The sequence below is a fragment of the Lactobacillus sp. B4015 genome (assembly GCF_026536055.1).
Taxonomy (GTDB): domain Bacteria; phylum Bacillota; class Bacilli; order Lactobacillales; family Lactobacillaceae; genus Lactobacillus; species Lactobacillus panisapium.
Genome location: NZ_JAFNOY010000005.1, coordinates 44,429 through 68,525, shown reverse-complemented (window position 1 = coordinate 68,525; position 24,097 = coordinate 44,429). Strand labels below are relative to the sequence as shown.

The 24,097-nt window shown below is 37.4% G+C and carries 20 protein-coding genes; 17 read left to right on the top strand and 3 right to left on the bottom strand.

The annotated features are described in order from the left end of the window. Positions 1 to 2: 2 nt before the first annotated feature. From J3U71_RS06155 to J3U71_RS06145, 3 genes are all read right to left on the bottom strand, one after another. Positions 3 to 239: an IS3 family transposase gene (locus J3U71_RS06155; protein WP_220268086.1), complete on the bottom strand. Its 237-nt coding sequence runs from the start codon at positions 237 to 239 to the stop codon at positions 3 to 5. A 708-nt stretch (positions 240 to 947) separates the two neighbouring features. Beyond that, positions 948 to 2,051: an acyltransferase family protein gene (locus J3U71_RS06150; protein ID WP_267393133.1), complete on the bottom strand. Its 1,104-nt coding sequence runs from the start codon at positions 2,049 to 2,051 to the stop codon at positions 948 to 950. A gap of 105 nt (positions 2,052 to 2,156) precedes the next feature. Continuing rightward, the gene (locus tag J3U71_RS06145; protein ID WP_220268084.1) at positions 2,157 to 3,029 is read right to left on the bottom strand and encodes a LysR family transcriptional regulator; all 873 of its coding nucleotides are present in this window, start codon (positions 3,027 to 3,029) and stop codon (positions 2,157 to 2,159) included. A gap of 109 nt (positions 3,030 to 3,138) precedes the next feature. Here J3U71_RS06145 and J3U71_RS06140 point away from each other — a divergent pair, with 109 nt between their 5' ends. From J3U71_RS06140 to J3U71_RS06060, 17 genes are all read left to right on the top strand, one after another. After that, the gene (locus J3U71_RS06140; protein WP_267393130.1) at positions 3,139 to 4,056 is read left to right on the top strand and encodes an ACP S-malonyltransferase; all 918 of its coding nucleotides are present in this window, start codon (positions 3,139 to 3,141) and stop codon (positions 4,054 to 4,056) included. After that, positions 4,049 to 5,689 (top strand): malonate decarboxylase subunit alpha, encoded by a 1,641-nt coding sequence (mdcA, locus tag J3U71_RS06135; RefSeq protein ID WP_267393128.1) that lies wholly within the window; start codon positions 4,049 to 4,051, stop codon positions 5,687 to 5,689. Before J3U71_RS06140 ends, mdcA begins: the two co-directional genes overlap by 8 nt. A 16-nt stretch (positions 5,690 to 5,705) precedes the next feature. Beyond that, complete coding sequence (mdcC, locus tag J3U71_RS06130) at positions 5,706 to 5,999, top strand: malonate decarboxylase acyl carrier protein (RefSeq protein WP_267393126.1); 294 nt, start codon at positions 5,706 to 5,708, stop codon at positions 5,997 to 5,999. After that, positions 5,989 to 7,656, top strand: coding sequence for a biotin-independent malonate decarboxylase subunit beta (mdcD, locus tag J3U71_RS06125; protein WP_267393124.1), 1,668 nt, complete (start codon positions 5,989 to 5,991; stop codon positions 7,654 to 7,656). The genes mdcC and mdcD overlap by 11 nt, the downstream gene beginning before the upstream one ends. After that, entirely contained in the window at positions 7,644 to 8,309 is a 666-nt protein-coding gene (locus tag J3U71_RS06120; RefSeq protein ID WP_267393122.1) for a malonate decarboxylase holo-ACP synthase, read from the top strand. The genes mdcD and J3U71_RS06120 overlap by 13 nt, the downstream gene beginning before the upstream one ends. Continuing rightward, a complete protein-coding gene (locus J3U71_RS06115; RefSeq protein WP_267393120.1) occupies positions 8,306 to 9,106 on the top strand; it encodes an alpha/beta fold hydrolase in 801 nt (266 codons plus the stop codon). Before J3U71_RS06120 ends, J3U71_RS06115 begins: the two co-directional genes overlap by 4 nt. A gap of 12 nt (positions 9,107 to 9,118) precedes the next feature. Further along, on the top strand, positions 9,119 to 9,955 hold the full coding sequence (locus J3U71_RS06110) for an AraC family transcriptional regulator (RefSeq protein WP_267393118.1): 837 nt from the start codon (positions 9,119 to 9,121) through the stop codon (positions 9,953 to 9,955). A gap of 90 nt (positions 9,956 to 10,045) precedes the next feature. After that, positions 10,046 to 11,257 (top strand): MFS transporter, encoded by a 1,212-nt coding sequence (locus J3U71_RS06105; protein WP_267393116.1) that lies wholly within the window; start codon positions 10,046 to 10,048, stop codon positions 11,255 to 11,257. Between the two features lie 11 nt (positions 11,258 to 11,268). Then, complete coding sequence (locus J3U71_RS06100) at positions 11,269 to 12,321, top strand: PHB depolymerase family esterase (RefSeq protein WP_267393114.1); 1,053 nt, start codon at positions 11,269 to 11,271, stop codon at positions 12,319 to 12,321. Between the two features lie 426 nt (positions 12,322 to 12,747). Next, the gene (locus J3U71_RS06095) at positions 12,748 to 13,653 is read left to right on the top strand and encodes an ROK family protein (protein WP_267393112.1); all 906 of its coding nucleotides are present in this window, start codon (positions 12,748 to 12,750) and stop codon (positions 13,651 to 13,653) included. Positions 13,654 to 13,925: 272 nt separating this feature from the next. Beyond that, complete coding sequence (pyrH, locus tag J3U71_RS06090; RefSeq protein ID WP_220268071.1) at positions 13,926 to 14,651, top strand: UMP kinase; 726 nt, start codon at positions 13,926 to 13,928, stop codon at positions 14,649 to 14,651. After that, positions 14,652 to 15,209 carry a ribosome recycling factor gene (frr, locus tag J3U71_RS06085; protein ID WP_220219776.1) on the top strand — a complete coding sequence of 186 codons (558 nt, stop codon included), beginning with the start codon at positions 14,652 to 14,654 and terminating at the stop codon, positions 15,207 to 15,209. Positions 15,210 to 15,212: 3 nt separating this feature from the next. Continuing rightward, the gene (locus tag J3U71_RS06080) at positions 15,213 to 15,947 is read left to right on the top strand and encodes an isoprenyl transferase (RefSeq protein ID WP_267393109.1); all 735 of its coding nucleotides are present in this window, start codon (positions 15,213 to 15,215) and stop codon (positions 15,945 to 15,947) included. Positions 15,948 to 15,958: 11 nt separating this feature from the next. Continuing rightward, positions 15,959 to 16,756, top strand: coding sequence for a phosphatidate cytidylyltransferase (locus J3U71_RS06075; protein ID WP_267393107.1), 798 nt, complete (start codon positions 15,959 to 15,961; stop codon positions 16,754 to 16,756). Positions 16,757 to 16,765: 9 nt separating this feature from the next. Then, positions 16,766 to 18,022: an RIP metalloprotease RseP gene (gene rseP / locus J3U71_RS06070; protein WP_267393105.1), complete on the top strand. Its 1,257-nt coding sequence runs from the start codon at positions 16,766 to 16,768 to the stop codon at positions 18,020 to 18,022. Between the two features lie 35 nt (positions 18,023 to 18,057). Then, the gene (locus J3U71_RS06065; RefSeq protein WP_267393103.1) at positions 18,058 to 19,758 is read left to right on the top strand and encodes a proline--tRNA ligase; all 1,701 of its coding nucleotides are present in this window, start codon (positions 18,058 to 18,060) and stop codon (positions 19,756 to 19,758) included. Positions 19,759 to 19,763: 5 nt separating this feature from the next. Next, positions 19,764 to 24,074: a PolC-type DNA polymerase III gene (locus J3U71_RS06060; protein ID WP_267393101.1), complete on the top strand. Its 4,311-nt coding sequence runs from the start codon at positions 19,764 to 19,766 to the stop codon at positions 24,072 to 24,074. Positions 24,075 to 24,097 lie beyond the last annotated feature (23 nt).

Here is a 24,097-nt window from a genome sequence, read left to right as displayed (position 1 = left end):
TTCTACTGAGAACTAATTTTCCGATATTCAATCGGGATTAGTCCTTTAAGTTTTGCGCTGCTTCTTAGCTTGTTATAATTACTGATATGTTTGTTGATTGCTTTTTTCAGTTCGTTTAGATTCTTAAATTGGATTTCAAAGCCATAGACCATTTCCCGCTTGAGTACGCCAAAGAAGCCTTTAATTCGTCCGTTATCTAAGTAATTACTTTTACGTGACATGGCTTTGAGCGATTCCATGATTTTTATCCAAGCTTAGAATTGAGGTAGCTGATACTGCCAGCCTTAATCTTTATGAATAAATTAGACCATTTAGAACTGGATACTGGTGCCAGGTTTGTTTTAGCGTGTCCATAGTCTATTTAAGATTAGAACTGCTGAAAGTGAAGTGGGCAATTACCTCTTGCGTTCGGCCAGTATTAATGGGTTACTGATGTGTCTTATTATGACCTTTGAGTTTAAATTTAGTCACGTCTGAATACCACCTTTATTCAGGGTAAACCGCGCTAAAGTTACATTTGATCAAGTAGGGCTTAATTGTGACCTAGGTGTTAGTATAGCTTCTATACAAGTACTGACTAAGTTAAACAGTTTCAGCTGGCTCATCAAGCACCGCACTTTTTTGATCGAATAATAAACCGCGAGGTCTAAGTTTCAATGTTATACGCCAATATCCATATTGTTGACTTAATACCCAATGCTATAATTGCGCCAAAGATTAAGTATTGCAATTTTATCTTGCTTAGAAAATTTAGTCATAATGAAAACCTCGAAGTCGTTCTAACTTCGAGGTTTATATCATAGTTCAGACAAGAATCTTTTAGCTTCCATTGAATTTCTATCAAATACAAAAGATAGGAATTTGTTAAATGTATGACAAATAATAGTATTTAGGAACTTAATTTTGGAATTTAAACACTTCTTATCTAATCAAAATTGTTTATCTAGTTAAATTATTTGTTTTAATTTCGTCCACCAAATATGCAGACAGTAAGCTGACGTGAATGACAAAATCCATGTTAATACCCATGTGCCAAAGAAAGTTAAGAATGGGTGGTATGTTGCGTGGAATTGCATATTTAGTCCGCGCCAGACCAGTTGATTCCAAAAGACATTTGATAAATAGGCACGATAGGCATAAGTAGCAAGAAAATGGAAAACTGTTAAAGCTGTTTCTGAATTTTTTCGTACTTGATATAAGCAAAGTGCAGCGATTAATGCAATAACCGCTAAGCAATAAAATGTCATTGATGGCTTATAATACGGTGCATTGGCAAAAAGAACGGGATGACCGAACTGATATAATTCAAAGTTGGTCCAAATGAAACAAGCAACAAAAGCAATTAAAATCAGCCACCAAAATTTTTGTAAAAAGTTATTAACTTGATTCCGCAATTGCCAGCAGAGGACACCAAAGACTCCGTAGATAAAAAACGAAATAAACACGCGATCAAGCAGATACCACGTTTTTTCATGCGCACCGTGAAATACCTCTGTGTCGTAAAACAAGAGCCAAGCTAAATATAAAACTAGGGTGATTAATGCTACAACAATTCCTTTTTTAACGTTATTGCCGACAAAGCGACTGATTGCCCAGAAAAGTGGCATTAAGATGATAAATTGCAACATCATTGTGTTGTACCATAAATGTGGCGCAGCATTACCATTAATAAAATGCCAACAAAAAGAACCAAAATTATGAAATTGATTAATCTGTTGGAGCCAAGGCATTCCTAGTAAATAAATCAAAGTCCACCAAATAGTTGGTACAAACAAGTTCGACCAACTTGAACGCAGATGCTTGCGGTAAGAAAAGTTTCCCGCTAAATCATTTGTTCTAATGGTGGTATATAAAATGCCAAAAATAAAGGCTGGAGCAGTATATTTGACTAAATTATACAGAATACCAAAAATGTCTTGTGTTCTTATAGGCTGACCACTTCCCATGATTAAGGACATGATTGGTTGAGACATCACTGCTGTACAAGCAAATACTTTTAAGTAGTCACCAATGTCAGCAATTTTATAGGTGGGATAAGGATATTTATCCATTTTAATTAAGACCTTTCTTAGAAGATTTGTGAGATCCCTAAGAAGTTCCAGTCTAATATATGCGCTTTTTGGTAAAAACGCAAGCCCATTTTTAGTAATTATATTCTAACTATTTTGTGCACCCGTTAGTACTGCAGCGATTTCGTTACTAAATAATCTTTGGTTATCAGTTAAATTTTGGTAGGGCGTATTTAGATAAATTGTTCGTTGCGGCGAATTGGGGAAAATTCTTGCACTGTCGATTAAATGAAAATTGGTAAAAAAGCTTCCCCAGGTAACTTTGGGAATAAAGCCCATGCCTAGACCTGCTGCAATCATTTCTCGTACCGTAGCTGGTTCATCAGATTGATATTTAAAATTGAGTTTTAATTCATTTTTAGCTAAAAATTGATTAATTGTTTGTTGCAATTCAGTTTCATCACTTTCGCCGACAAAAGTAAAATTCGGTAAATCTTTAACATCTAAATTATGTTTACCTTGCATAAAATTCTTTTGCCAACCAATTACTATTTCTTCTTTTAATAACGGAATTGCGGTAAAATGGTCGATTTTATTGGAAGAGATAATAAAATCAAACTGCTTTAAATCCTTAGCGAAGGTTGTTCGTTGATGAATATTTAGACTGACATTAGGCAGTAATTTTTGCATTTTAAGGGCAACAAGTGGGATGAGCGGTGAGCCAACAGTAAAAAGAACATTAATTTGGCTATTTTCTTGGTCTTTATTAGTTTGGACAGCCTTAATTCCACGGTTTAGTAAATTTAAGCTATCGGAAACATATGAATAAAAAATCTTTCCTTGTTGGTTAAGCTGAATTGTTCTTCCTTGCCGGTCAAACAATTTAACGCCTATTTCTTCTTCTAATTGCCTGATGGTTTTACTAATTGCTGATTCACTTACGTATGCCAGCTTAGCTGCTTCAGTCACTGAACCTATACTTGCAACACTAACAAAATATTTTAATCCGGTTAAATTCATTTTTTACACCAATTGATAACCTTTTAGTTAACTATTATTCCTATTATCTATTATAAATGGTTATCGATTAGGGTTAAACTGTTTTTGTGAGATCCTAAGAGGTGATAACTTGAAATACTTATGGTTATTTCCCGGTCAAGGGGGTCAAAAGGCCGGGATGCTTCAAAAGATTGACCCAACATTAAAAAGTAAGGTTGAAAGTTGGACAGGTGTGAAGCTTGTAGACAGTGAAAAGGGCTATCAAAATTCGCAACAAATTCAGCTTAGTATTTTGCTGTTGCAAGTTCAGCAAATTGATCAGCTCAAAGAAAAAGGCTGGCTACCAGATATCGTAGCGGGACATTCACTTGGAGTTTTTGCCGCCGCCTATGCTGCCGGCGTTATTAATAGAGAGGATGTTTTTAAACTTGTAAGTTTGCGAGCAAGTCTAATGCAATCATCATTTCCAATAGGCTATGGCATGGGTGTCGTTGTAGGCCTATCTCGTCAAGAAGTTGGGAACTTGGTGCAACAAGTGAACACGGAAAAAGATCCGGTCTTTTTATCAAACCAAAATTCTGAATTGCAAAACACTTTGTCTGGCAAAATAACTGCTATTCAAGCTGTACTCAAATTAGCTAAAGAGAGCGGTGCAGCCAAGGCTAAACTTTTACAAGTTCCGAATCCTTCGCATTCACCATTGATGCAAAGCGTGGCGGATAAATTGACCAAACAGATTGGGCAGTTAGAGTTGCATTCTCCTACCTGTATTTATTTAGCAAATAATAATGGGCATCCGGTTAAAAACATAGCTGAAATTAGCTATGATTTGGCCAATAACCTAACTCATCCCGTTTTTTGGGAAACAATGATCAATGTGTCTCTTGAATACAATCCTCAAGTAAGCGTGGAATTTGCTCCAGGAACTGCTTTTACTAAATTATTAAAGGCAAAAACGAATCAACTAGCTAATATAACTTTGGCAAATATGACGATTGATGACGCAGATTTTTTATTACATAAATGGAAAGGAAAAGATAATGACTGAAAGAAATTGGCACACCCATCGGGATGCTAAAAATGCACGCTTAGCAAAAGCGGCGACACTGCTCGAGGGGAAATTTGCTAAAACAGAGGATGTTGTTAAGGTCCTTGAGACACTAATTAAACCTGGAGACAAGGTTGTTTTGGAAGGCGATAATCAAAAGCAAGCTTCATTTTTGTCAGAAGCACTGACAAAAGTAGATGCGGAAAAAGTTCATGACTTACATATGATTATGTCAAGTATTTCTAGGCCAGAGCATTTAGACATTTTTGACTTAGGAATTGCTGCCAAAATGGATTTTTCTTACGCAGGTCCTCAGAGTACTCGCGTTTCGCAAATGATTTCTGATGGCACCATGGAAGTTGGCGACATTCACACATACTTGGAACTTTTTGGCCGTCTATTTATCGATTTAATTCCTAATGTTGTTTTAGTAGCCGCTGATAAAGTAGATCATGAAGGCAATTTATATACGGGCTTTAATACTGAAGAAACACCGACTATTGTCGAAGCAGCAGCTTTTCATGATGGCATTGTAATCGTTCAAGCTAACGAAATCGTTGATCAAGTACCAAGAGTTGATATTCCTGCCGGTTGGGTTGATGTGGTTATTCCCGCTGATCAGCCTTACCAGCTTGAGCCACTATTTACCCGTGACCCACAAGCAATTAGCGAACTGCAAATTTTAATGGGCATGATGGCAATTCGGGGAATATATGAAAAACACAATGTTCAAACTTTAAACCACGGTGTAGGTTTTAACACTTCCGCAATTGAACTTCTCTTACCAACTTATGGTGAGCAACTGGGCTTAAAAGGTAAAATTTGTCGTAACTGGGAACTAAATCCAACCCCAACCTTAATACCAGCAATCGAAAGCGGCTGGGTGGAATCAATTCACTCGTTTGGTGGTGAAGTAGGGATGGAAAAGTACATTATGGCGCGGCCAGATATTTTCTTTGTAGGTAATGACGGAACAATGCGGTCGAATCGTGCCCTAGGCCAAGTTGCCGGACAATATGCTTGTGATATGTTTGTTGGTTCTACTTTACAAATCGATCAATGGGGTAATTCTTCAACAGTCACAAATGGTCGTTTATCTGGTTTCGGTGGTGCGCCTAACATGGGCTCTAATCCAACCGGTCGACGTCATTCAACTCCTGCTTGGCAAAGCTTGAAGCCCGAAGATAACCCATTGGCAAAAGGGCAAAAGCTCGTTGTGCAGATGGTTGAAACCTTTGGTTCTAATAAAAAGCCCGTCTTTGTTGATCACTTAGATGCTGAAAAGGTACGTAAAGAAGCTAAATTAGCTAACGTTCCAATTATGATTTATACCGAGGATACGACCCATATCGTGACTGAAGAAGGAATCGCATATCTGTATAAAACTGATAGTATGGAACAAAGAAAAGCTGCAATTGAAGCAGTAGCAGGTGTGACACCGGTTGGCTTGCGCTCAAAGCCAAAAGAGGTCCAAAAACTGCGCGATCAAGGGATCGTTGCTTTACCAGAAGATATTGGTGTTGCCCGACGGGATGCAAAACGTTCATTACTGGCTGCTCAAACAATGGATGATATAGTGCAATGGTCACATGGCTTATACAATCCACCTGCCAAGTTTAGGTCATGGTCATAATAAGGAGGTTAACAAAATGGAAAAACTTAATTTTAGCTATCAAAACACTCAGCCAGTGACTAAATTTGTTCATGTTGGTGTCGTTGCCTCCGGAGATTTAGAAGTATTAATTTATCCTGATAACAAAACTACATTAGAAATTGTGACTGGTAGTGACGGTTTCAAACAGGTTTGGCAAAATGTCCTTGACCGCTTTTTTGCAAGGTATCCATTACAAGGCAGGTTTGTTATTCATGATTTTGGAGCCACACCGGGTGTCGTTAATTTACGATTAACACAGGCAATGGAGGCATTAAATAATGAAGAATAGTTTTGTAGAATTAAATGGTCGTCAACGGGCAAATGCTTTAATTGATAAAGGCACTGGTCGAGAATTGGTTGGACCAGAATATGATATGATTTCACCACATCTTGAGCCGCAAAAAATTGTTCCGGAAAGTGATGATGGTGTGATTCTTGTCAAAGGTAAACTAAACGGTAAAAGAGTCGTAATTATTTCTATCGAAGGAAAGTTTCAAGGTGGTGGAATTGGTGAAGTATCTGGCGCCAAAATAGTTGCAGCTTTAGAAAAAACCTTAGATGATAACAAGCAAGGTATAAAGGAATACCCAATAATTATTCTTGATACTGGTGGTGTTCGTCTGCAAGAAGCTAATTACGGGTTATTGTCTATTTCTGAAATTCAAAATGCCATTATTGCCTTAAAAAAATATGTTCCCGTAATTGGCCTAGTACCGGGAAGGGTCGGCAGCTTTGGCGGAATGTCAATTACTAGTGCAATTATGTCATACTTAATTACAACTCCAAAAGCTAGAATTGCTTTAAATGGTCCCGAAGTTATCGAACAAGAAGCTGGTGTACGTGAATTTGATTCTAGTGATAAGGACTTAATTTGGAATACGCTTGGAACTCGTCAAAGAGTAGCTACAGGAATTGCAGATGAAGTTGACGAAGATGATATCACGACTATTAAAGAAGCTATTGATAGAGCAATCGAAGAAAAAAAGGATGCTCATCGGACTGAGCAATCTGATTTTTATCTATCTTTACTTGATCAAATTGATTTTGCTAACCCCCTTACTACAAAGCAATATTGTTCTCTTTATGCTAAAAATCAGGCTAATAAGCATGATATAAACCAAGCGGTAGCTGGGGATAAGTCAACTACCAAGTCTCGTGGCCGCTTGTGGTTTGAAAAGTTAACTGGTTTACCGAATGCAAAATCAGATTATCCAACAGTTCTTCATGCGGAAAAAGATGGCAAAGAATTTATTGCGATTGTTCCTAATGAAAAAAATCGCTTTCCTCGTGTACGTCACGGTGAGGTGGGGTTGCAAGAAGGATTTTTAGTCGCAAAAATCGTTAATCAAATTGTTGCTGAAGATCAAAATAAAGATGTTAAACGTCCGCTTATCTTAATCGTTGATGTTCCAAGCCAAGCTTATGGGTATAAGGAGGAATTGATAGGTATTCACATTAGTTTAGCTTCTGCGGCAGCCGCCTATGCAAAGGCTCGGCAGGCCGGTCATCCAGTTATTGCCTTTATTCCAGGGGATGCAGTTTCAGGCGGCTTTTTAGCCCACGGTCTGCAATCCAACAGAATGATTGCCTTAGCTGATGATTCAATTACTATTCAGGCAATGTCAAAAGCTTCGGCTGCTCGAATTACCCAAAGATCAATTCCAGAACTAGAAGAAGCTACGAAGCACGTTCCGGCAATGGCTTATGACATTAAAAATTATGCCAAATTGGGTGCTTTGTATAAATTAGTCCCTGATGTTTCTTCTTGGGACGCAAATGATGCGGCCGTTTCAGAAGTTGAGCAAATTATTAATGAGGCCATTACAAGTACCAAGAAGCACTCGACCGATTTACATTATAGGTATGAAAATCCGGTTGCCATTGCAAGTGGCCGGAAGGCAACTAATGAGATGCGTAAAGCTGTGTTTGACCAATGGAACGATTAACGGCAATATGGCCCAACGATTTACTGCAATTCACTAGTTTGCAAGATCTAGTTTTAACCGAGAATCCTTTACCTGGCTGGGCAAAGGATTCTTTGTCTGAGACAAAAACAGTGGTGGTTAGACGGGGCTTAATCAACGATAATCTGATCCCAGTTGGAATAAGAGGTTACGAAAGAAGGCAAAGGTTTGCTTGCTACTTAAATGTTGCAGCCATTAAAAAGCAATATCATCCCCAGTACTTTATTCAACATAAAAGTTGGGAAAGTTTATCTGAAGATAGACAAAAACTTCCACCTTTTCAGGCATTACAAAAGTTAGTCCCGCTATTAAGCAATTTTCAGTGGGGAATAGGAGGCTCGTTAGGATATGAAATGGCAACCGGTGTAAAAATGGTTAAAAACACGACGGAACATGTCAGTGACTTGGATTTGCTACTTTACCAAACTCCTACGTTAAACAGAAGTCAGGCCCAAGAACTTTTGCAAAAGCTGAATCAGTATCATGTGCACGCTGATGTACAAGTAGTCAAAGGTCAAAATGGTTTTTCATTAGAGGAATATGCTGCTAATCGTAGTAAAAAAACTTTGGTAAAAAACGCTGCGGGGCCACTTCTAGTTGTCGATCCTTGGCAATTTTTACAGGAAAATAAATGAGTATTTTTAAAACAAGCGATAACGTAGAACTTAATTTTCATCTTTATGGCACCGGTAAGCCACTGATTCTAATAACCGGTTTTGGTGGCTATCAAGAAGTTTGGACAAAACAAGTTTCCTACCTTAGAAAAATGGGTTATAGCGTTTTAACTTATGATCACCGTAATATGGGTAAAAGCCAGCGTACAGCCAAAGGACAATCACTTGAAAGAATAACTAAGGATCTAATTGAGCTATTAAGTTTTCTAAAAATAACTCGGTCCACGTTTATTGGCCATTCAATGGGCGGGAGTATTATTTATAACTTGTTAAAAATTAAACCGCAAATTATTGATATAGCAGTTATTATTGATCAAAGCCCATATATGCTAAATACGAAGTCTTGGCACTATGGCTTTATGAATTTTACTTTGGAAAATTACCAAGACTTGACCCTATTAGCTCCGCAGGTGCATGAAACGATTCATGGCATCGATAGTTCTGTTATGACGGAATTATTACCAGCCAAAATTGCTTACTCATTTGATCGAAAAGCCAATTTGGACTTATTGCAAGAGCATGTTCAGCTAGACTGGCGGAAAATAATTAAACGTAGCAGCCAGAAGATGATTATCTTTGCGGCTGAAAAGAGTCCATATTATCCTTTTCAGTTCGCAAACTGGATGGCAGAACAAAATCCTCAAATTACCGCTGCGATTGTGCCAAATTGTGGTCACGATATAATGGCAGAAGTACCGCAACAATTTAATCAATTACTACGCCATTTTTTATTACTTAATCATTATCTACCACAGTAAAGGAAGATAAAGATGTTTCGTCATGAAATTATTGTTACTAAGGGAATCTTACCGTTTAAGATTATTATTCATAATTCTTCAGCACTTCAAATTACTAAACACTGGCACCGTGCCCTAGAAATTGATTTTACTATTCATGGTGAAGGCGATTACCTAACTTCGGGGCACAAAACGCACTTGAGTGACGGCGATTTCATAATTATTAATTCTGGTGAAGTTCATGGTGTCGAAAATATTGGTCCAGGTGATGCTCGTCGATCAATTACCATTCTTGTTCCATTTGAGTTCTTGAATGAATTGCTGCCTGAAATTAATCATTTGTATTTTATTTCTCAAATCACTGATCAGGAAATAATGCTGAAGGTAAAAACTGAGCTAACAAGGATTTATCAGCTTTGGACTAATCAACATGATCATGAAAATAAGATTGAAATATTAGGACATTTTTATCTTTTAATGGCGCTTCTTCTCAAAAATTTTGTTGTACCAAAAAAGAATATTATTTGCTTTAATGATGCCAGAAAGCAGGACAAGGTCAAAGATATCATTAATTTTTTAACCGCCAATTATCGAGATAGCTTAACCTTAGGCGAAGTTGCTGATCACTTTGGTCTTTCAAAGGCATATTTGGATCGCTTATTTAAAACTAAAGTACAAACAAGCTTGATTCATTACTTGCAGCTGATTCGTTTACAACATGCCTATGATTTACTAGTTAATACTGACTTGCCTGTTACCGTTATTGCCGACCAATGCGGTTTTGCCAATGTTCGAAGCCTGCAAAAAATATTTAAAGATGTCTATAGTGCAACACCTTCCACTTATCGGAAAAAGTTAAAAAGTCAATAATTTACCTATTTAATAAAAATAATTGCAATATTTAGTCAATATTCTTCTCTTATAATATCTTAGTAAGCGATTACATGGAAGGAGAGGAAAATGACTCAGAATATTAAGCAAAATAGTCCACTTTTAAAAGTAGGTATTTTATCAATTTCAACCTTGTTAACTGCAGCGACTGCGGTTTCGGGTACTTTACCAATGATGACAAAGCACTTTACCCATGAAAGCGTAGCGAATGTGAGAGCATTAGTGACTATTCCTTCAATTGGGATGGTAATCTTTGTCCTTTTGTCAACGTTATTTATTAAATACTTGGGTAAAAGAAAAACCGTTTTGCTTGGCTTATTTTGCGGTTTAATTGGGGGCGTTGCGCCATTTTTTAGCACCAACTTTCACCTGATTCAAATTGCACGTTTTGTATTAGGAGCAGGTAACGGTTTATATTCAACTTCAACGGCCAGTTTAATTGGAGATATTTGGAGTGGAAATGAGCAACGGACTTTACTTGGTTATCAGTCAGCAATTCAAACATTTGGTCAAAGCTTGGCGGTTTTTGTTGCTGGTTTACTACTTGAAATTAATTGGCAAGCAGCTTATTTAGTTTACCTGCTGTTTATCCCAATCATTTTGTTATTTGCTTTAGGCTATAGCAAAGAGACTGAAGCACAAATTAAATCTCGGCAAAAAGAAGAACTAGTTAAAGCTAAATCCGAAAAGAAAACTACTAATGTGCCGATCTTAGCATTAGTAGCAATACTAATGTCATTTGTATATTTCAATGCAATTATGCCACAACAAACCGATACTCCGCTTGTAATTCAGCAACTAAATTTAGCACACCAAGAGTTTTTCTCAACTGCTTTAGCGTTAGCAGGACTTGCTGGCGCAGTTTTTACAGCTTTTTATGGCAAAATTTACCGGTTACTGGGACATTACACACCAGTATTTACGATGTTGTTAGGGGTTATTGGCTATGGGGGCGTGCTTCATTCGCCTAATATGCTGGTATTCACGATATCTATGATAGTAATTTCTGCCACGAATATTATTTTTCCGTATATTTATGGTGCGGTAATGGAAGATGTGCCAGCAACTTCCAAGGATTTCTTCTTATCTTTGGCAAAAGTATTTAACAATGGTGGAGCTTTTATTTCACCATACACGATGGCACTTACAGCATCCATTTTACATTTGTCGGGACCAATGAACATTATCAGAATTGCAATGTGGTATTTAGTATTTGTCGGAATTGTTTTTGTGATTTTGGCAATTATTAGAAACAATAGGTTAAGAAAAACAACAAAATAGGAGTTATGAGCATGAAATTAAATGTAGTGTATCAAGAAGAAGTTACTGACAATGGTTATTTCGTAACCAGCGCCAAGATTACGCCAAGTCAAATGACCAAAGATTTACAAAACCGAATTTCTTTTACAATAGAAGGTAAAGAATTACAAATAACTAAGATTGAGAAAGAGCAAAATCAGTTAATCTATTATTTTAAATTGACCAAGGAATTGTTAGCCTTAAGTTTTGATCCCGCTAAGTTTATTAATCAGTTAGCTTTGCCACAAATAATGCTTCACGTTAACGGGATGCAACCCGAAATTGAAGTAGCCTTTCAACCAGATCCATTTTTAGCAGATTTTGAGCAAAAAATTATTCAAACGGATACAATTCAATTAAGCTATTCAATTTATGCTTCTGGCACCAATCGGAAAAAGCGACCGTTAGTATTGTTTTTACATGGTTCTGGCGAGCGTGGTTTTAACAATGGCATGCCGCTACTGGCCAATGATGTGCCAAAAACCTTGCATGATTATGCTAAAACTAAAGAAGATGCTGTTATTTTAGTTCCGCAAGCTACTTGGGCACCAACTCTAAATGGGTGGTTTAGAAAAGATTTTCGCAAAGCACTGTTCATTTTACTTAAACAAATAGAATCTGAGTGCAACATTGACACGAAGCGCATTTATTTAACTGGCTTATCAAATGGTGCTTCGACAACTTGGTATATGGGCGTACATCATGCAGATCTTTTTGCCGCTCTAGTGCCTTGTTCCGGTTATGTATATGATGATGGCAAAAAAGGTTATGGTGATCAAGGAAAAGGACGGTATATGCTTGCAAGCCCTGAAGAAGGTAAGACTTTGGCACAATTACCAATTTGGGCCTTTCATGCCGAAGATGATCCAACTGTTGGGGTACTCGGAACTAAGAAAGCTGAAGAAGCCATTCACCAAGCAGGGGGCAAGCAGCTGAAGGTCACTATTTATCCTAAGAACACTGTTAAGCCTAATCCGCATGCAAGTTGGGCGAGAGCTTTTAATGCCCCAGAGTTATTACCGTGGCTTTTTAAGCAACACAAATAAAAAGGGGGTCATATAATGATCGTGTTCCCGGACTAGCATCAAGTCATGCTCAAACGTTTGGCCGTTTAGCCAGAATAAACGCTGCAAAAAATTAAGCGCTAATTATAATTGATAGTGTTTCGCAAGATTAATTAGGATGACTGCTGGTACTAAACATTATCAAATTGTTTAAAAACTTTTCTTAAAACTGATTTCAAACTTATTGAAGTCAGTTTTTTGGTTAGTCAGATATTCTCAAAGACAAAAAATATTTTTTTAAAATCTTGCAAAGAAACAAATAAAATCTAATTTTATCAAAAAAGAAATTTTTTAAGTTATAATTTTAAATGGAAATTTTATCAGACATTGTTTCAAGATGAATCCATGTTAAATTTAAGTTTTGATAGTTATTTGGTTTTTGACTAAATTTTTTCTTGAAGGGTTAGTATGAAAAATTATTTAAGTATTGATATTGGCGGTACTGAAATCAAGTACGCACAAATTGATGTATCTGGTCATATAATTGAAAAAGGTAAAGTAAGCACGCCAGATGGCAAAGACAAGTTTCTGGCACAAATTGATCAAATCGTTCAAAAATATTCCGGTTCAATTAAAGGCTTAGCTTTTTGTGCACCAGGTAAAATTGACAAAACGAAAATTAGGTTTGGTGGTGCTATTCCTTTTTTGGATGGAATAGATTTTGGTCAAATTTATGAAGCAGAAGATTTTCCCGTTGCCGTAATTAATGATGGTAGAGCAAGCATTTTAGCAGAAAATTGGTTAGGAAACTTAAAAGATGAAAAAAACTGTGCTGCGATTACTTTGGGTACCGGAGTAGGCAACGGTATTATAGTTGACGGTCACCTTCTTCAAGGTACGCATAATCAAGCTGGAGAAATGAGCTTTATGATTGCTAATATTTCTAATACTAAGGATATGCAGGGTAGTATCGGCAAGTTATGCTCGGCCGTTCGCTTTGTTGGCCAGGTAAATGAACAATTAAATTATGATGATGTAAGCGATGGTGTACAAGCTTTTGAGGCAATTAAAAACCATGTTCCTGAGGCAGTTGCTATTTTTGAACAGTATTGTTTGCAAATTGCTACTTTAATTCTTAACATGCAAACTGTGGTTGACGTTAATAAAATTGCCATTGGTGGTGGAATTAGTGCCCAATCATGCTTGATTGATGGAATTAAGCAAGCTTATGATCAACTAGTTAATGATGATAATTCGATTATCGGTCAAACTTTAACTAAACCGGAAATTGTTGCTGCTAAGTTTAGAAATGATTCTAATTTGTACGGCTCGCTATATAATTTACTGTTACAAACAGATCACGAAACTGTTTAAATTACAAAATTCAGAAAAGCTCCTTCTACTCAAAAGAAGGGAGCTTTTTTTATCAAAAGCAATAATTGCAAAAAAAGTAAATTTTAGTAAGTTGGTTTTAACTGAAAAAATAAAGAGCCATTAAGTTTAAAATTCTTTCTGGTAATGTGATTTTAACGTTGAAATATATTGTAACTACTTTTTTTAAAATAAAATTATTCTCTTTTGTTTTGTTGCCCCACATTTGCGTATTTAATATGTTAGAATAATTTAAGTTAATAGAGGAGGTTGTCATGACTCAAGTTAAATATCAACGTGTCGTTTTGAAAATTTCTGGAGAAGCATTGGCCGGTAACAACGGAACAGGGATAGATCCGACAGTTATTAGTCATTTAGCTGAAGAAATCAAATCAGTGCACGATTTAGGAGTTCAAATTGGAATCGTCTGCGGTGGCGGTAATATGTGGCGTGGTGAGACTGGTGAAAAACTTGGTATGGAACGCTCACAAGCAGATTATATGGGCATGCTAGCAACTATCATGAATGGTTTAGCTCTTCAGGATGGTCTGGAACATGTCGGTGTCGCAACTAGATTGCAAACCTCAATCGAAATGAGACAAATTGCTGAACCATATATAAGAAGAAAAGCAATTCGTCATTTAGAAAAAGGACGCGTTGTTATCATGGGCGGAGGTACTGGTAATCCTTACTTCTCTACTGATACTACTGCAGCTTTACGCGCAGCGGAAATTAATGCCGATGTTATTTTGATGGCTAAAAATGGTGTTGACGGGGTTTACTCCGCTGATCCAAAATTAGACCCAACGGCAAAGAAGTTTAGCGAACTGACTCAACTAGACGTTATTTCAAAAGATTTAAAAGTTATGGATCGGACCGCTAGCTCGCTTTCAATGGATACCAATATTCCGCTAATTGTATTTAACGTAAATACTGAAGGTAACATTAAGAAAGTTGTCATGGGCGAGCATATTGGAACAGTAATTGAAGGAGGCAAATAAATGAATAACGAAACAATTAAAAAAGCAAAACAAAACATGGACAAATCAATCACTGTTTTTGAGAAAAACTTGGGTACTATCCGTGCTGGTGTTGCTAATGCCGCATTGCTAGATGGAGTTAAAGTTGATTATTATGGTGCACCAACACCTTTAACCCAGATGTCTAGTGTCACTATTCCTGAACCACGTGTTTTATTAATTACGCCATATGATCAAAACAGTGTGGATGATATTGAACATGCTTTACTAGCATCCAATTTAGGATTAACTCCAGCAAACGATGGTAAAGTTATCAGATTGGTAATTCCTCAATTGACTGGTGAAAGAAGACAAGAGATTGCTAAAGAAGTCAATAAAATGGCTGAAGAGGGTAAAATTGCGATTAGAAATGTCCGCCGTGATGCTATGAATACCCTTAAAAAGCAACAAAAAGACGATGAAATTACCGAAGATGAACAACGCAATTTAGAAAAAGAAGTTCAAAAGGTAACTGATCAAGCAACCAAGAAAATTGATGAACTGGCTGAGCAAAAACGTAAAGAAATTACTCAAGGCTAACATATGGCAGTAAAAAAGAATCAATTAAATCATCTTGCCATTATCATGGATGGTAATGGCCGCTGGGCTACTAAGCAGAGTAAGCCTCGTGTAGCAGGTCATTATGAAGGTATGAACAATGTTGAACGGATTACTTTAGCAGCAGATGAATTGGGAATTAAAGTTTTATCACTTTATGCTTTTTCGACAGAAAACTGGGCTCGTCCCAAAGAAGAAGTCGCATACTTAATGAATCTGCCAGTCCGCTTTTTTGACAAGTTTATGCCCACCTTGATGGAGCATAACGTTAAGGTCAATATCATGGGCTTTTTGGACAAATTACCACGTAAAACTTATGATGTTGTTCAGCGTGCAATGGCTGAAACGGCAGATAATACTGGACTAATTTTGAACTTTGCTTTTAATTACGGATCAAGAAGTGAAATTACTTCAGCTGTCAAAGAGATTGGAACGCTAATTGAAACAGGAGCGATTAATAGTGATCAAATTGATGAAGAAATGATTTCTCAACGTTTGATGACTGCTAGTTTTGGAGAATTTAGTGATCCAGACTTATTAATACGAACTTCTGGTGAACAGCGTATTTCCAACTTTATGTTATGGCAACTGGCTTATTCTGAACTTGCATTTAGTCAGAAGAATTGGCCTGATTTTACTAAAGAAGATTTAGAAAAAATTGTCATTGATTTTCAGAACCGTCATCGCCGTTTTGGCAAACTAGATGAATCGGATAGTTAGGTAATTTTGATATGAAACAACGGATAATCACAGCAGTTATTGCTTTAATTTTATTTATTCCAATCGTTATTGCGGGCGGATTGTGGATGGACTGGCTGATCGTGGCCTTTGCTGCAGTCGGCATCAGTGAAATCTTTTTAATGAAAAAACAGATACTGGTTTCTGTTAACTTTTTGTTGGCACTGCTTGCAACAATTACTTGGGCGGTTCCAGATAGCTTTATTAAGTCAATGCCATTCCATTGGACTAAATATGGAATTTATTTTGCCTTAATCATGATGATGCTAACTTGGACAGTTTTGTCAAAAAACAAGACAACTTTTGACGATGTTTCAGTTTATACGTTAGGTTCACTATATATTGGTACCGGTTTTCACTATATGGCAAGTATTAGAAATAGCAGCAATGGGTTAGCACTTTTATGCTATGTCTTTGTTGTAGTATGGCTAACAGATACTGGTGCCTATATGATAGGAAGGCAAATTGGTAAACATAAGTTGTGGCCTGTAATTAGTCCTAATAAAACCTGGGAGGGTTCAATTGGCGGAACTATTTGTGCTGTAATATGTGCCGCAATTTACGTTTACTTTGTTAATGTTAATTATCCATTCTGGCAAATGGTTATCTTTGCCTTTGTATTATCCATTGTAGGTCAAATGGGCGACCTAGTTGAATCTGCTTATAAGCGGTATTATGGCGTTAAAGATTCAGGTAAAATTCTGCCTGGACATGGTGGTATTTTAGACCGGTTTGATAGTATGCTATTTGTTTTACCCGTCTTTGCTGCTTTATTAGGAATCGTGCATTAGGAGAATTCCATGAAGGGAATACTAATCTTTTTAGTTGTATTTGGTCTTTTGGTTTTTGTCCATGAATTCGGGCACTTTATCGTCGCAAAAAAATGCGGTATTTTAGTGCGCGAATTTTCTATTGGTATGGGACCAAAATTGTTCCAAGTTCGTCGTAATCCTACAACTTATACTATTCGTTGGTTACCACTTGGTGGTTATGTTCGTTTAGCCAGTAAAGACGATGAAGCTGAGCTTAAACCTGGAATGACTGTAATTTTGCAGACTAATGAGCAAAATGAAGTCGTTCGGATTGATGCTTCTGGATCAGACATTCCGATTGAGGGCCTGCCGCTTCAAATAACAGAAGTCGATTTAGTGGATCAACTCGTTATTAAAGGCTATGAAAATGGTGAAGAGGATAAATTAGTTTCTTATCAGGTTAATCACGATGCAACTGTTATTGATCAATCCAATACGGAATTAATCATTGCTCCTCGTGACACCCAATTTCAAGAAGCTAATGTTTGGCAAAAGCTTGCAACTAATGTTGCGGGTCCCCTTATGAATATTGTCTTGGGATTCGTTGTCTTTCTAATTTGGACCTTTACTATTCCCGGTCCGGCAACAACTACGATTGGAGCTGTTGAAGCTAATTCACCAGCTGAACAAGCAGCAGTTGAACCTGGATCAAAATTTGTTTCAATTAATGGTCATAAAACAACTACTTTTAATGAAATTTCTAATCAAATTAATGCCAGTAAAGGCAAAGCTTTAAGTATTGTTTTAACAAGTCATGGTAAAACTAAGACGGTCTCTGTTAAACCCAAAACGGTGAAAATACAAGGCCAAAAAGTTTATCAAATTGGTATCAAAGCCAAAAGTGATGACCGTGTCCTTGCAAAAGCTAAGCGTGGTTGGGATACGGCAGTATCAACAACCGGAATGATTTTTAATGCACTTGGTGGCTTGATTAGGCACTTTAGCTTAAATAAGCTGTCTGGACCTGTAGGTATTTATTCACAAACTTCACAGGTATCACAATTGGGCTTTACCTACTTATTAGCATTCTTGGCAATGATTTCAATAAATCTAGGAATTGTGAACTTAGTGCCAATTCCTGGCCTTGATGGGGGAAAGCTTTTGCTTAATCTCATTGAGATTTTCCGTGGCAAACCGATATCGGAAGATCATGAAGCAATAGTTGAATTAATTGGTTTTGGCCTTTTATTACTATTAATAATCGCAGTTACCGGTAATGATATTTACCGCTACTTTATAAAATAAAATCTAGAAATTTATTTCTTGGGAGAGAATTGTTAATGCGTCAATCTAAATTATTTATGCCTACGTCAAAAGAAGCACCAGCAGATGCTGTTGCTGAAAGTCATAAGCTGATGCTTCGTGGCGGATATGTCCGTCAAGTAACGGCTGGTGTTTATGCTTATTTACCATTAGGCTATCGTGTCTTAAAAAAGGCCGAAAGAATAATGGAAGAAGAAATGGCTAAAATTAATGTGCCAGAAATGGCAATGCCTGAACTTTTACCTGCAACTTTGTGGGAAGATTCTGGTAGATGGCAAAAATATGGTCCAGAAATGTTCAGGTTAAAAGACCGTCACGGTCGTCAGAGCCTGCTAGGACCAACTCATGAAGAAACATTTACAGAAATTGTTGCCAAAAATCTTAAGAGCTACAAGCAAATGCCAATTGCTCTTTACCAAATTCAAACTAAATTTCGGGATGAAAATCGCCCAAGATTTGGTTTATTACGGACCAGAGAATTTATTATGCTTGATGCATATAGCTTTGCAGCAACTAGAGAACAACTTGATCAACAATTTGATGATGAAAAAAAGGCGTTTGAAGCAATTTTTCGGCGCTGCGGTGTGAAAGTAACTCCAGTAATTGCAGACTCAGGAACAATGGGTGGCAAAAACTCAACTGAATTTCAAGCACCTGCTGCAATTGGTGAAGATACTATTGCAACCAATGAAACAGGAACATATTCTGCTAATTTGGAAATGGCAGTCAGCGAAGATACTTTTAAACCAGAGCCCGAAGATGAAGCTGAATTAACAGAAGTTGCTACACCTGGACAAGAAACAATTGCTGATTTAGCCGAGTTTTTAGCTGTTCCTAAGACTAAAATTGTTAAGAGCGTTTTATACATTGTAAATGAACAAGAAAAAGTATTGGTTCTTATTCGCGGTGATAAACAAATTAATGAAGTCAAGTTAACTCATGCTCTTGATGCTGATTCTGTCCGTGTTGCTTCTGACGATGAATTAAAGGAAATCACGGGAGTTGGCAAGGGAAGTGTAGGCCCAGTTGCTTCTGATTGGGCAGATAAAGTGATTGCCGATAAGACAGTTGAAGGTCTGATTAACGTCATTGTTGGTGCAGGCAAAGAGGGCTATCAGTATAAGAATGCTAACCTTGACCGTGACTTTAAAGTAAATGAATTCGATGACCTTCGGGTTGCGAACGAGGGTGAACCTGATCCAGTTGATCACTTACCATTAAAATTTACGACTTCAATTGAAGTAGGACACATCTTTAAGTTGGGAACGTACTACACCGAAAAAATGGGTGCAGATTTCTTAGATCAAAATGGTAAGACACAACCCGTAATCATGGGTTCCTATGGCATTGGTGTAACCAGAGTTTTGTCTGCTGTTATTGAACAACATCTTACTAAATTTGGCATTGCTTGGCCAAAGGAAATTGCTCCATTTGATTTGCACATTGTTCAAATGAAAATGAAGGATGAAGAACAAACCGAGTTAGCTGAAAAACTTGAGAAAATGTTTAGTTCTAATTATGATGTATTATATGATGATCGTAACGAACGGGCTGGTGTTAAATTTGCTGATGCAGATTTAGTTGGAGCCCCAATTAGAATTACTATCGGTAAAAAGGCTAGTGAAGGTATTGTGGAAGTTAAGCGACCAACAGATGATAAGGCTAGCGAAATTTCGGTTGCTGAACTTGCCAATTTTGTAAATAAAGAGTTAGGATAATTTTCGTGATTAATAAAAACGAACTTTTCTTACGACTTTTACAACAGATTAATTTTCCAAATCAATTTTCAGATAATGATTTGTTGCAAAAAGGCGAAATTGAGAACGTGGATGTTTACGCTAAAGAACATAGGTGGGATATTCACGTTCTTTTTACTACACCCCTTAAATTTGAAACATATGACGCATTAAATAAGGCGATAAATGCTACTTTTTCATCTTTTGTTAAAACCCGTCTATTTGTGCGTACGAAAGATGGATTAGACGACTACCTTACGGACTATTGGCATTTTGTCGTGCAAAATTCGCAAGTTTTACAACCGGTTGCACGAGAATTTATTTCTAACCATAAACCCAAAAAAGAGGACAGTCGTTGGATTATTCCAGTCGATAATTTAGTTGTTGATGGTCTGATTGAGCAAAAGATGCTGGACCAGCTTGCTGAAGAAATGCGCGACTATGGCTTTTTTAATCTTAAATTTGTGACTGAAATAGACGAAGCAAATTCACAGAGTAACTTGGCCAGCTTACAGCAGTTACAAGAGCAACATGAGCAAATTATGCAGGAGGCATACAATGCCGCTCCGCCTAAAGAAAAACCGAAGCAGCAAAATAATTATCCGACTAGGAAAACACGCTATGGCAGCCGGCAACTTGACGAGAGTTTACCAATCACTCAAATAAAAGAGGTAATTGACGGAACGCGTAATGTTGTAATTGAAGGTAACATTTTCAATATTGAAAGTCGCGAATTAAAGACGGGTACCGTGATTTTTACCGGTGAAATTACTGACTATTCAGATTCAATTTCTTTCAAGAAATTTATTTCTGACAAAGAACAAATGAATAGCATCTCAGAGTTAAAACCTGGCACCTGGGCAAAAATGCAGGGATCAGCTTCAGAAGATCAATGGAGTCATGATGTGGTTTTCAATGTTGCCAGCTTTGAAGCAGTAGAACATGTCGGCCGGCAAGAAAAATACGATGGTGAAGAAAAGCGGGTAGAATTGCATCTTCATACTAATATGAGTCAGCTTGATGCAACTAATACTGCTTCGGATTTTGTTGCCGCAGCTAAAAAATTTGGTCAAAAGGCAATTGCAATTACTGATCACGCAGATGTCCAAGCCTTCCCTGAAGCATATAATGCTGGTAAGAAAAATGGTGTCAAAATTGTTTATGGTCTGGAAGCCAACATGATTGATGATCATGCTTTGTTAGTGCTAAATCCAGCTCCTATGACTTACGAAAACCGGGAATTTGTGATTTTTGACGTTGAAACAACTGGTTTGTCTTCTGTTTATGACACTATTATTGAAATTGGTGCTGTCAAAATGAAGGACGGTGAAGTCCTGGAGCGCTTTGATAAATTTATTAATCCGCATCATCCATTAAGTGAACAAACTATTAATTTAACTTCGATTACTGATGAAATGGTCATGGCTGCCGATGATGAAGCTGTTGTTATTAAGCAGTTTCAAGATTTTTATGGCGATCGTCCGTTATGTGGTCATAATGTTCAGTTTGATGTCGGTTTTGTTAATGCCGCTTTACGACGTGCGGACTTAGCAGAAATTACGCAACCAGTTGTTGATACACTTGAAGTTTCAAGGCTGCTTCACCCAGAACAAACGCGTCATACGTTAGATTCTCTTGCAAAGAAATATAATGTTGTTCTTGAACATCACCACCGTGCTAATCAAGATGCTGAAGCAACGGGTTACTTAATGTTTAAGCTTTTAGAAGCTTTTACTAAAAAGTATGGTGAGGATGATCTTGGTAAAATGAATGATTATGCTGCCCACGGACAAGTCTTTCAGAGGGCAAGACCGCAGCATATGACCGTTTTAGCTAAAACCCAAGCAGGTTTAAAAAATATGTATCGTTTGGTATCAATAGCCAGTACCAAATACTTTTATCGCATTCCACGTACGCCTAAATCAGATTTAGTTAAAAATCATGAGGGGCTACTATATGGTTCCGGTTGTTCTGAAGGCGAAGTCTTTGTTGCAATGATGCAGAAAGGGTATGACGAAGCACGGAAAAAAGCCAAATTTTATGATTACCTTGAAGTGCAGCCACCAGCAAATTATTCGCAGTTAATTGAGGATCATTTAATTGCCGACCAAGCAGAATTGGAAGAAATCCTAACCAATATCTATAAGTTGGGGCATGAACTGGATAAACCAGTTGTTGCAACTGGCGATGCTCATTATTTGGAAGAACATGATGCTATTTACCGGACAATTTTAATTTCTGCTCAGCGTAGTAATCCTGAACGAAACAAGAAACAAGCCGATTTGCATTTTTATACAACGCAAGAAATGCTTGATGCGTTTAGCTTTTTAGGTGAAGAAGCAGCAAAAGAGATTGTAATTACTAATCCAAACAAGATTGCTGAATCCGTTGAAGAAATTGCGCCGATTAAGGATGGACTGTATCCACCTCATATTGAAAATTCCGACGAGGAAATGAAACGGCTAACCTACGATAAAGCGTATGAACTCTATGGCAAGCCACTTCCAAAGATTGTTCAAGATCGTTTGGATATGGAATTAAATTCGATTATATCTAACGGCTATGCCGTTATTTACTTGATTTCTCAACGACTAGTAGCTAAGTCAAATAAAGATGGCTATTTAGTTGGTTCGCGGGGATCGGTTGGATCTAGTCTAGTTGCAACAATGTCTGGTATTACTGAAGTTAATCCTTTGGCGCCGCATTATCGTTGTCCAGAGTGCCAGTATTCAGAGTTTTTTGAAAATGGTGAATATGGGTCTGGTTATGACTTGCCCGACAAAAAATGTCCTAAATGTGGTGCCGAGCTCGTTAAAGATGGTCAAGATATTCCATTTGCAACTTTCCTAGGATTTCACGGTGATAAGGTCCCAGATATCGATTTGAATTTTTCCGGTGACTATCAGCCTGTTGCCCATAATTTTATTCGAGTTATGTTTGGCCCTGGCAATTCATATCGTGCTGGTACTATTGCCACTGTGGCTGATAAAACGGCCTATGGCTATGCTAAGCATTACGATGAAGAAAAAGAACTTAATTTAAGAAAAGCCGAACTAGATCGGTTGGCTGCTGGCGTCAGTGGAGTAAAAAGAACGACGGGCCAGCACCCAGCGGGAATCGTCGTTGTTCCTGACGACATGGACATTTACGATTTCACGCCTGTTCAATATCCAGCCGATGATGTTGACGCTGCTTGGAAAACCACGCACTTTGACTTCCATTCAATTCATGATAATATCTTAAAATTTGATATTTTAGGACACGATGACCCGACGATGATCAGAATGCTGCAAGACTTGTCTGGAGTTGATCCACTGACTATTCCACCAGATGATCCAGGTGTCATGTCACTCTTCTCAAGTCCAAAAATATTAGGAGTGACTCCTGAACAAATTCAGTCAAAAACTGGAACGCTAGGGGTGCCAGAATTTGGAACTAGATTTGTTCGTGGAATGCTAGAAGAAACCAAGCCAACCACATTTTCTGAATTGTTACAGATTTCTGGACTTTCTCATGGTACTGATGTTTGGCTAGGCAATGCCGAAGAACTTATCAATGATGGAACTTGCAAGTTGAAAGATGTAATTGGGTGTCGGGATAACATCATGATGGACTTGATTCACTGGGGGGTAAAACCAGAGGTTGCATTTTCCACGATGGAATCTGTTCGTCATGGTCGTGGTATTAGTGATGATGACATGGCAGTTTTGAAGAAAAATGATAAAATCCCCGACTGGTATATTGAGTCTTGTTTGAAGATTAAATATATGTTCCCGAAGGCCCACGCGACTGCTTATATTCTAATGGCTTTGCGGATTGCTTGGTTTAAAGTATATTACCCTGAAATTTACTACACTGCTTACTTTTCTGTACGGGCTGACCTCTTCGACTTAGTAGCAATGAGTCATGGTAAAAATACTGTCAAGAAAGCAATGGCGGATATTCAAGAAAAGGGTAATGATGCCTCAGCAAAGGATAAAAGCTTATTAACTGTTTTAGAAATTGCAAATGAGTGTCTTGAGCGGGGAATTAAGATTAAAATGGTTGATATCAATAATTCAGAAGCAACTAATTTTAAGATTATTGATAAGCACACTATTTTGGCTCCGTTTAACGCTGTTCCTGGTCTAGGAAATAATGCCGCAAAACAAATCGTGGCTGCTCGGACCGAGCAAGAATTTCTCTCCAAAGAAGACCTATCTAAGAGAGGAAAAGTTTCGCAAACAATTATGGATTATTTAGAAGAAAATGAAGTTTTGGAAGGGATGCCTGACCAAAATCAACTTTCACTTTTTTAAATTTTGCAGTATTAATATAATTA

What these genes read in the sequence shown, in the direction of transcription:
- J3U71_RS06155 (WP_220268086.1), bottom strand. Translation starts at nt 239, where the DNA reads ATGGAATCGCTCAAAGCCATGTCACGTAAAAGTAATTACTTAGATAAC.
- J3U71_RS06150 (WP_267393133.1), bottom strand. Translation starts at nt 2,051, where the DNA reads ATGGATAAATATCCTTATCCCACCTATAAAATTGCTGACATTGGTGAC.
- J3U71_RS06145 (WP_220268084.1), bottom strand. Translation starts at nt 3,029, where the DNA reads ATGAATTTAACCGGATTAAAATATTTTGTTAGTGTTGCAAGTATAGGT.
- mdcA (WP_267393128.1), top strand. Translation starts at nt 4,049, where the DNA reads ATGACTGAAAGAAATTGGCACACCCATCGGGATGCTAAAAATGCACGC.
- mdcC (WP_267393126.1), top strand. Translation starts at nt 5,706, where the DNA reads ATGGAAAAACTTAATTTTAGCTATCAAAACACTCAGCCAGTGACTAAA.
- mdcD (WP_267393124.1), top strand. Translation starts at nt 5,989, where the DNA reads ATGAAGAATAGTTTTGTAGAATTAAATGGTCGTCAACGGGCAAATGCT.
- J3U71_RS06120 (WP_267393122.1), top strand. Translation starts at nt 7,644, where the DNA reads ATGGAACGATTAACGGCAATATGGCCCAACGATTTACTGCAATTCACT.
- J3U71_RS06115 (WP_267393120.1), top strand. Translation starts at nt 8,306, where the DNA reads ATGAGTATTTTTAAAACAAGCGATAACGTAGAACTTAATTTTCATCTT.
- J3U71_RS06110 (WP_267393118.1), top strand. Translation starts at nt 9,119, where the DNA reads ATGTTTCGTCATGAAATTATTGTTACTAAGGGAATCTTACCGTTTAAG.
- J3U71_RS06105 (WP_267393116.1), top strand. Translation starts at nt 10,046, where the DNA reads ATGACTCAGAATATTAAGCAAAATAGTCCACTTTTAAAAGTAGGTATT.
- J3U71_RS06100 (WP_267393114.1), top strand. Translation starts at nt 11,269, where the DNA reads ATGAAATTAAATGTAGTGTATCAAGAAGAAGTTACTGACAATGGTTAT.
- J3U71_RS06095 (WP_267393112.1), top strand. Translation starts at nt 12,748, where the DNA reads ATGAAAAATTATTTAAGTATTGATATTGGCGGTACTGAAATCAAGTAC.
- pyrH (WP_220268071.1), top strand. Translation starts at nt 13,926, where the DNA reads ATGACTCAAGTTAAATATCAACGTGTCGTTTTGAAAATTTCTGGAGAA.
- frr (WP_220219776.1), top strand. Translation starts at nt 14,652, where the DNA reads ATGAATAACGAAACAATTAAAAAAGCAAAACAAAACATGGACAAATCA.
- J3U71_RS06080 (WP_267393109.1), top strand. Translation starts at nt 15,213, where the DNA reads ATGGCAGTAAAAAAGAATCAATTAAATCATCTTGCCATTATCATGGAT.
- J3U71_RS06075 (WP_267393107.1), top strand. Translation starts at nt 15,959, where the DNA reads ATGAAACAACGGATAATCACAGCAGTTATTGCTTTAATTTTATTTATT.
- rseP (WP_267393105.1), top strand. Translation starts at nt 16,766, where the DNA reads ATGAAGGGAATACTAATCTTTTTAGTTGTATTTGGTCTTTTGGTTTTT.
- J3U71_RS06065 (WP_267393103.1), top strand. Translation starts at nt 18,058, where the DNA reads ATGCGTCAATCTAAATTATTTATGCCTACGTCAAAAGAAGCACCAGCA.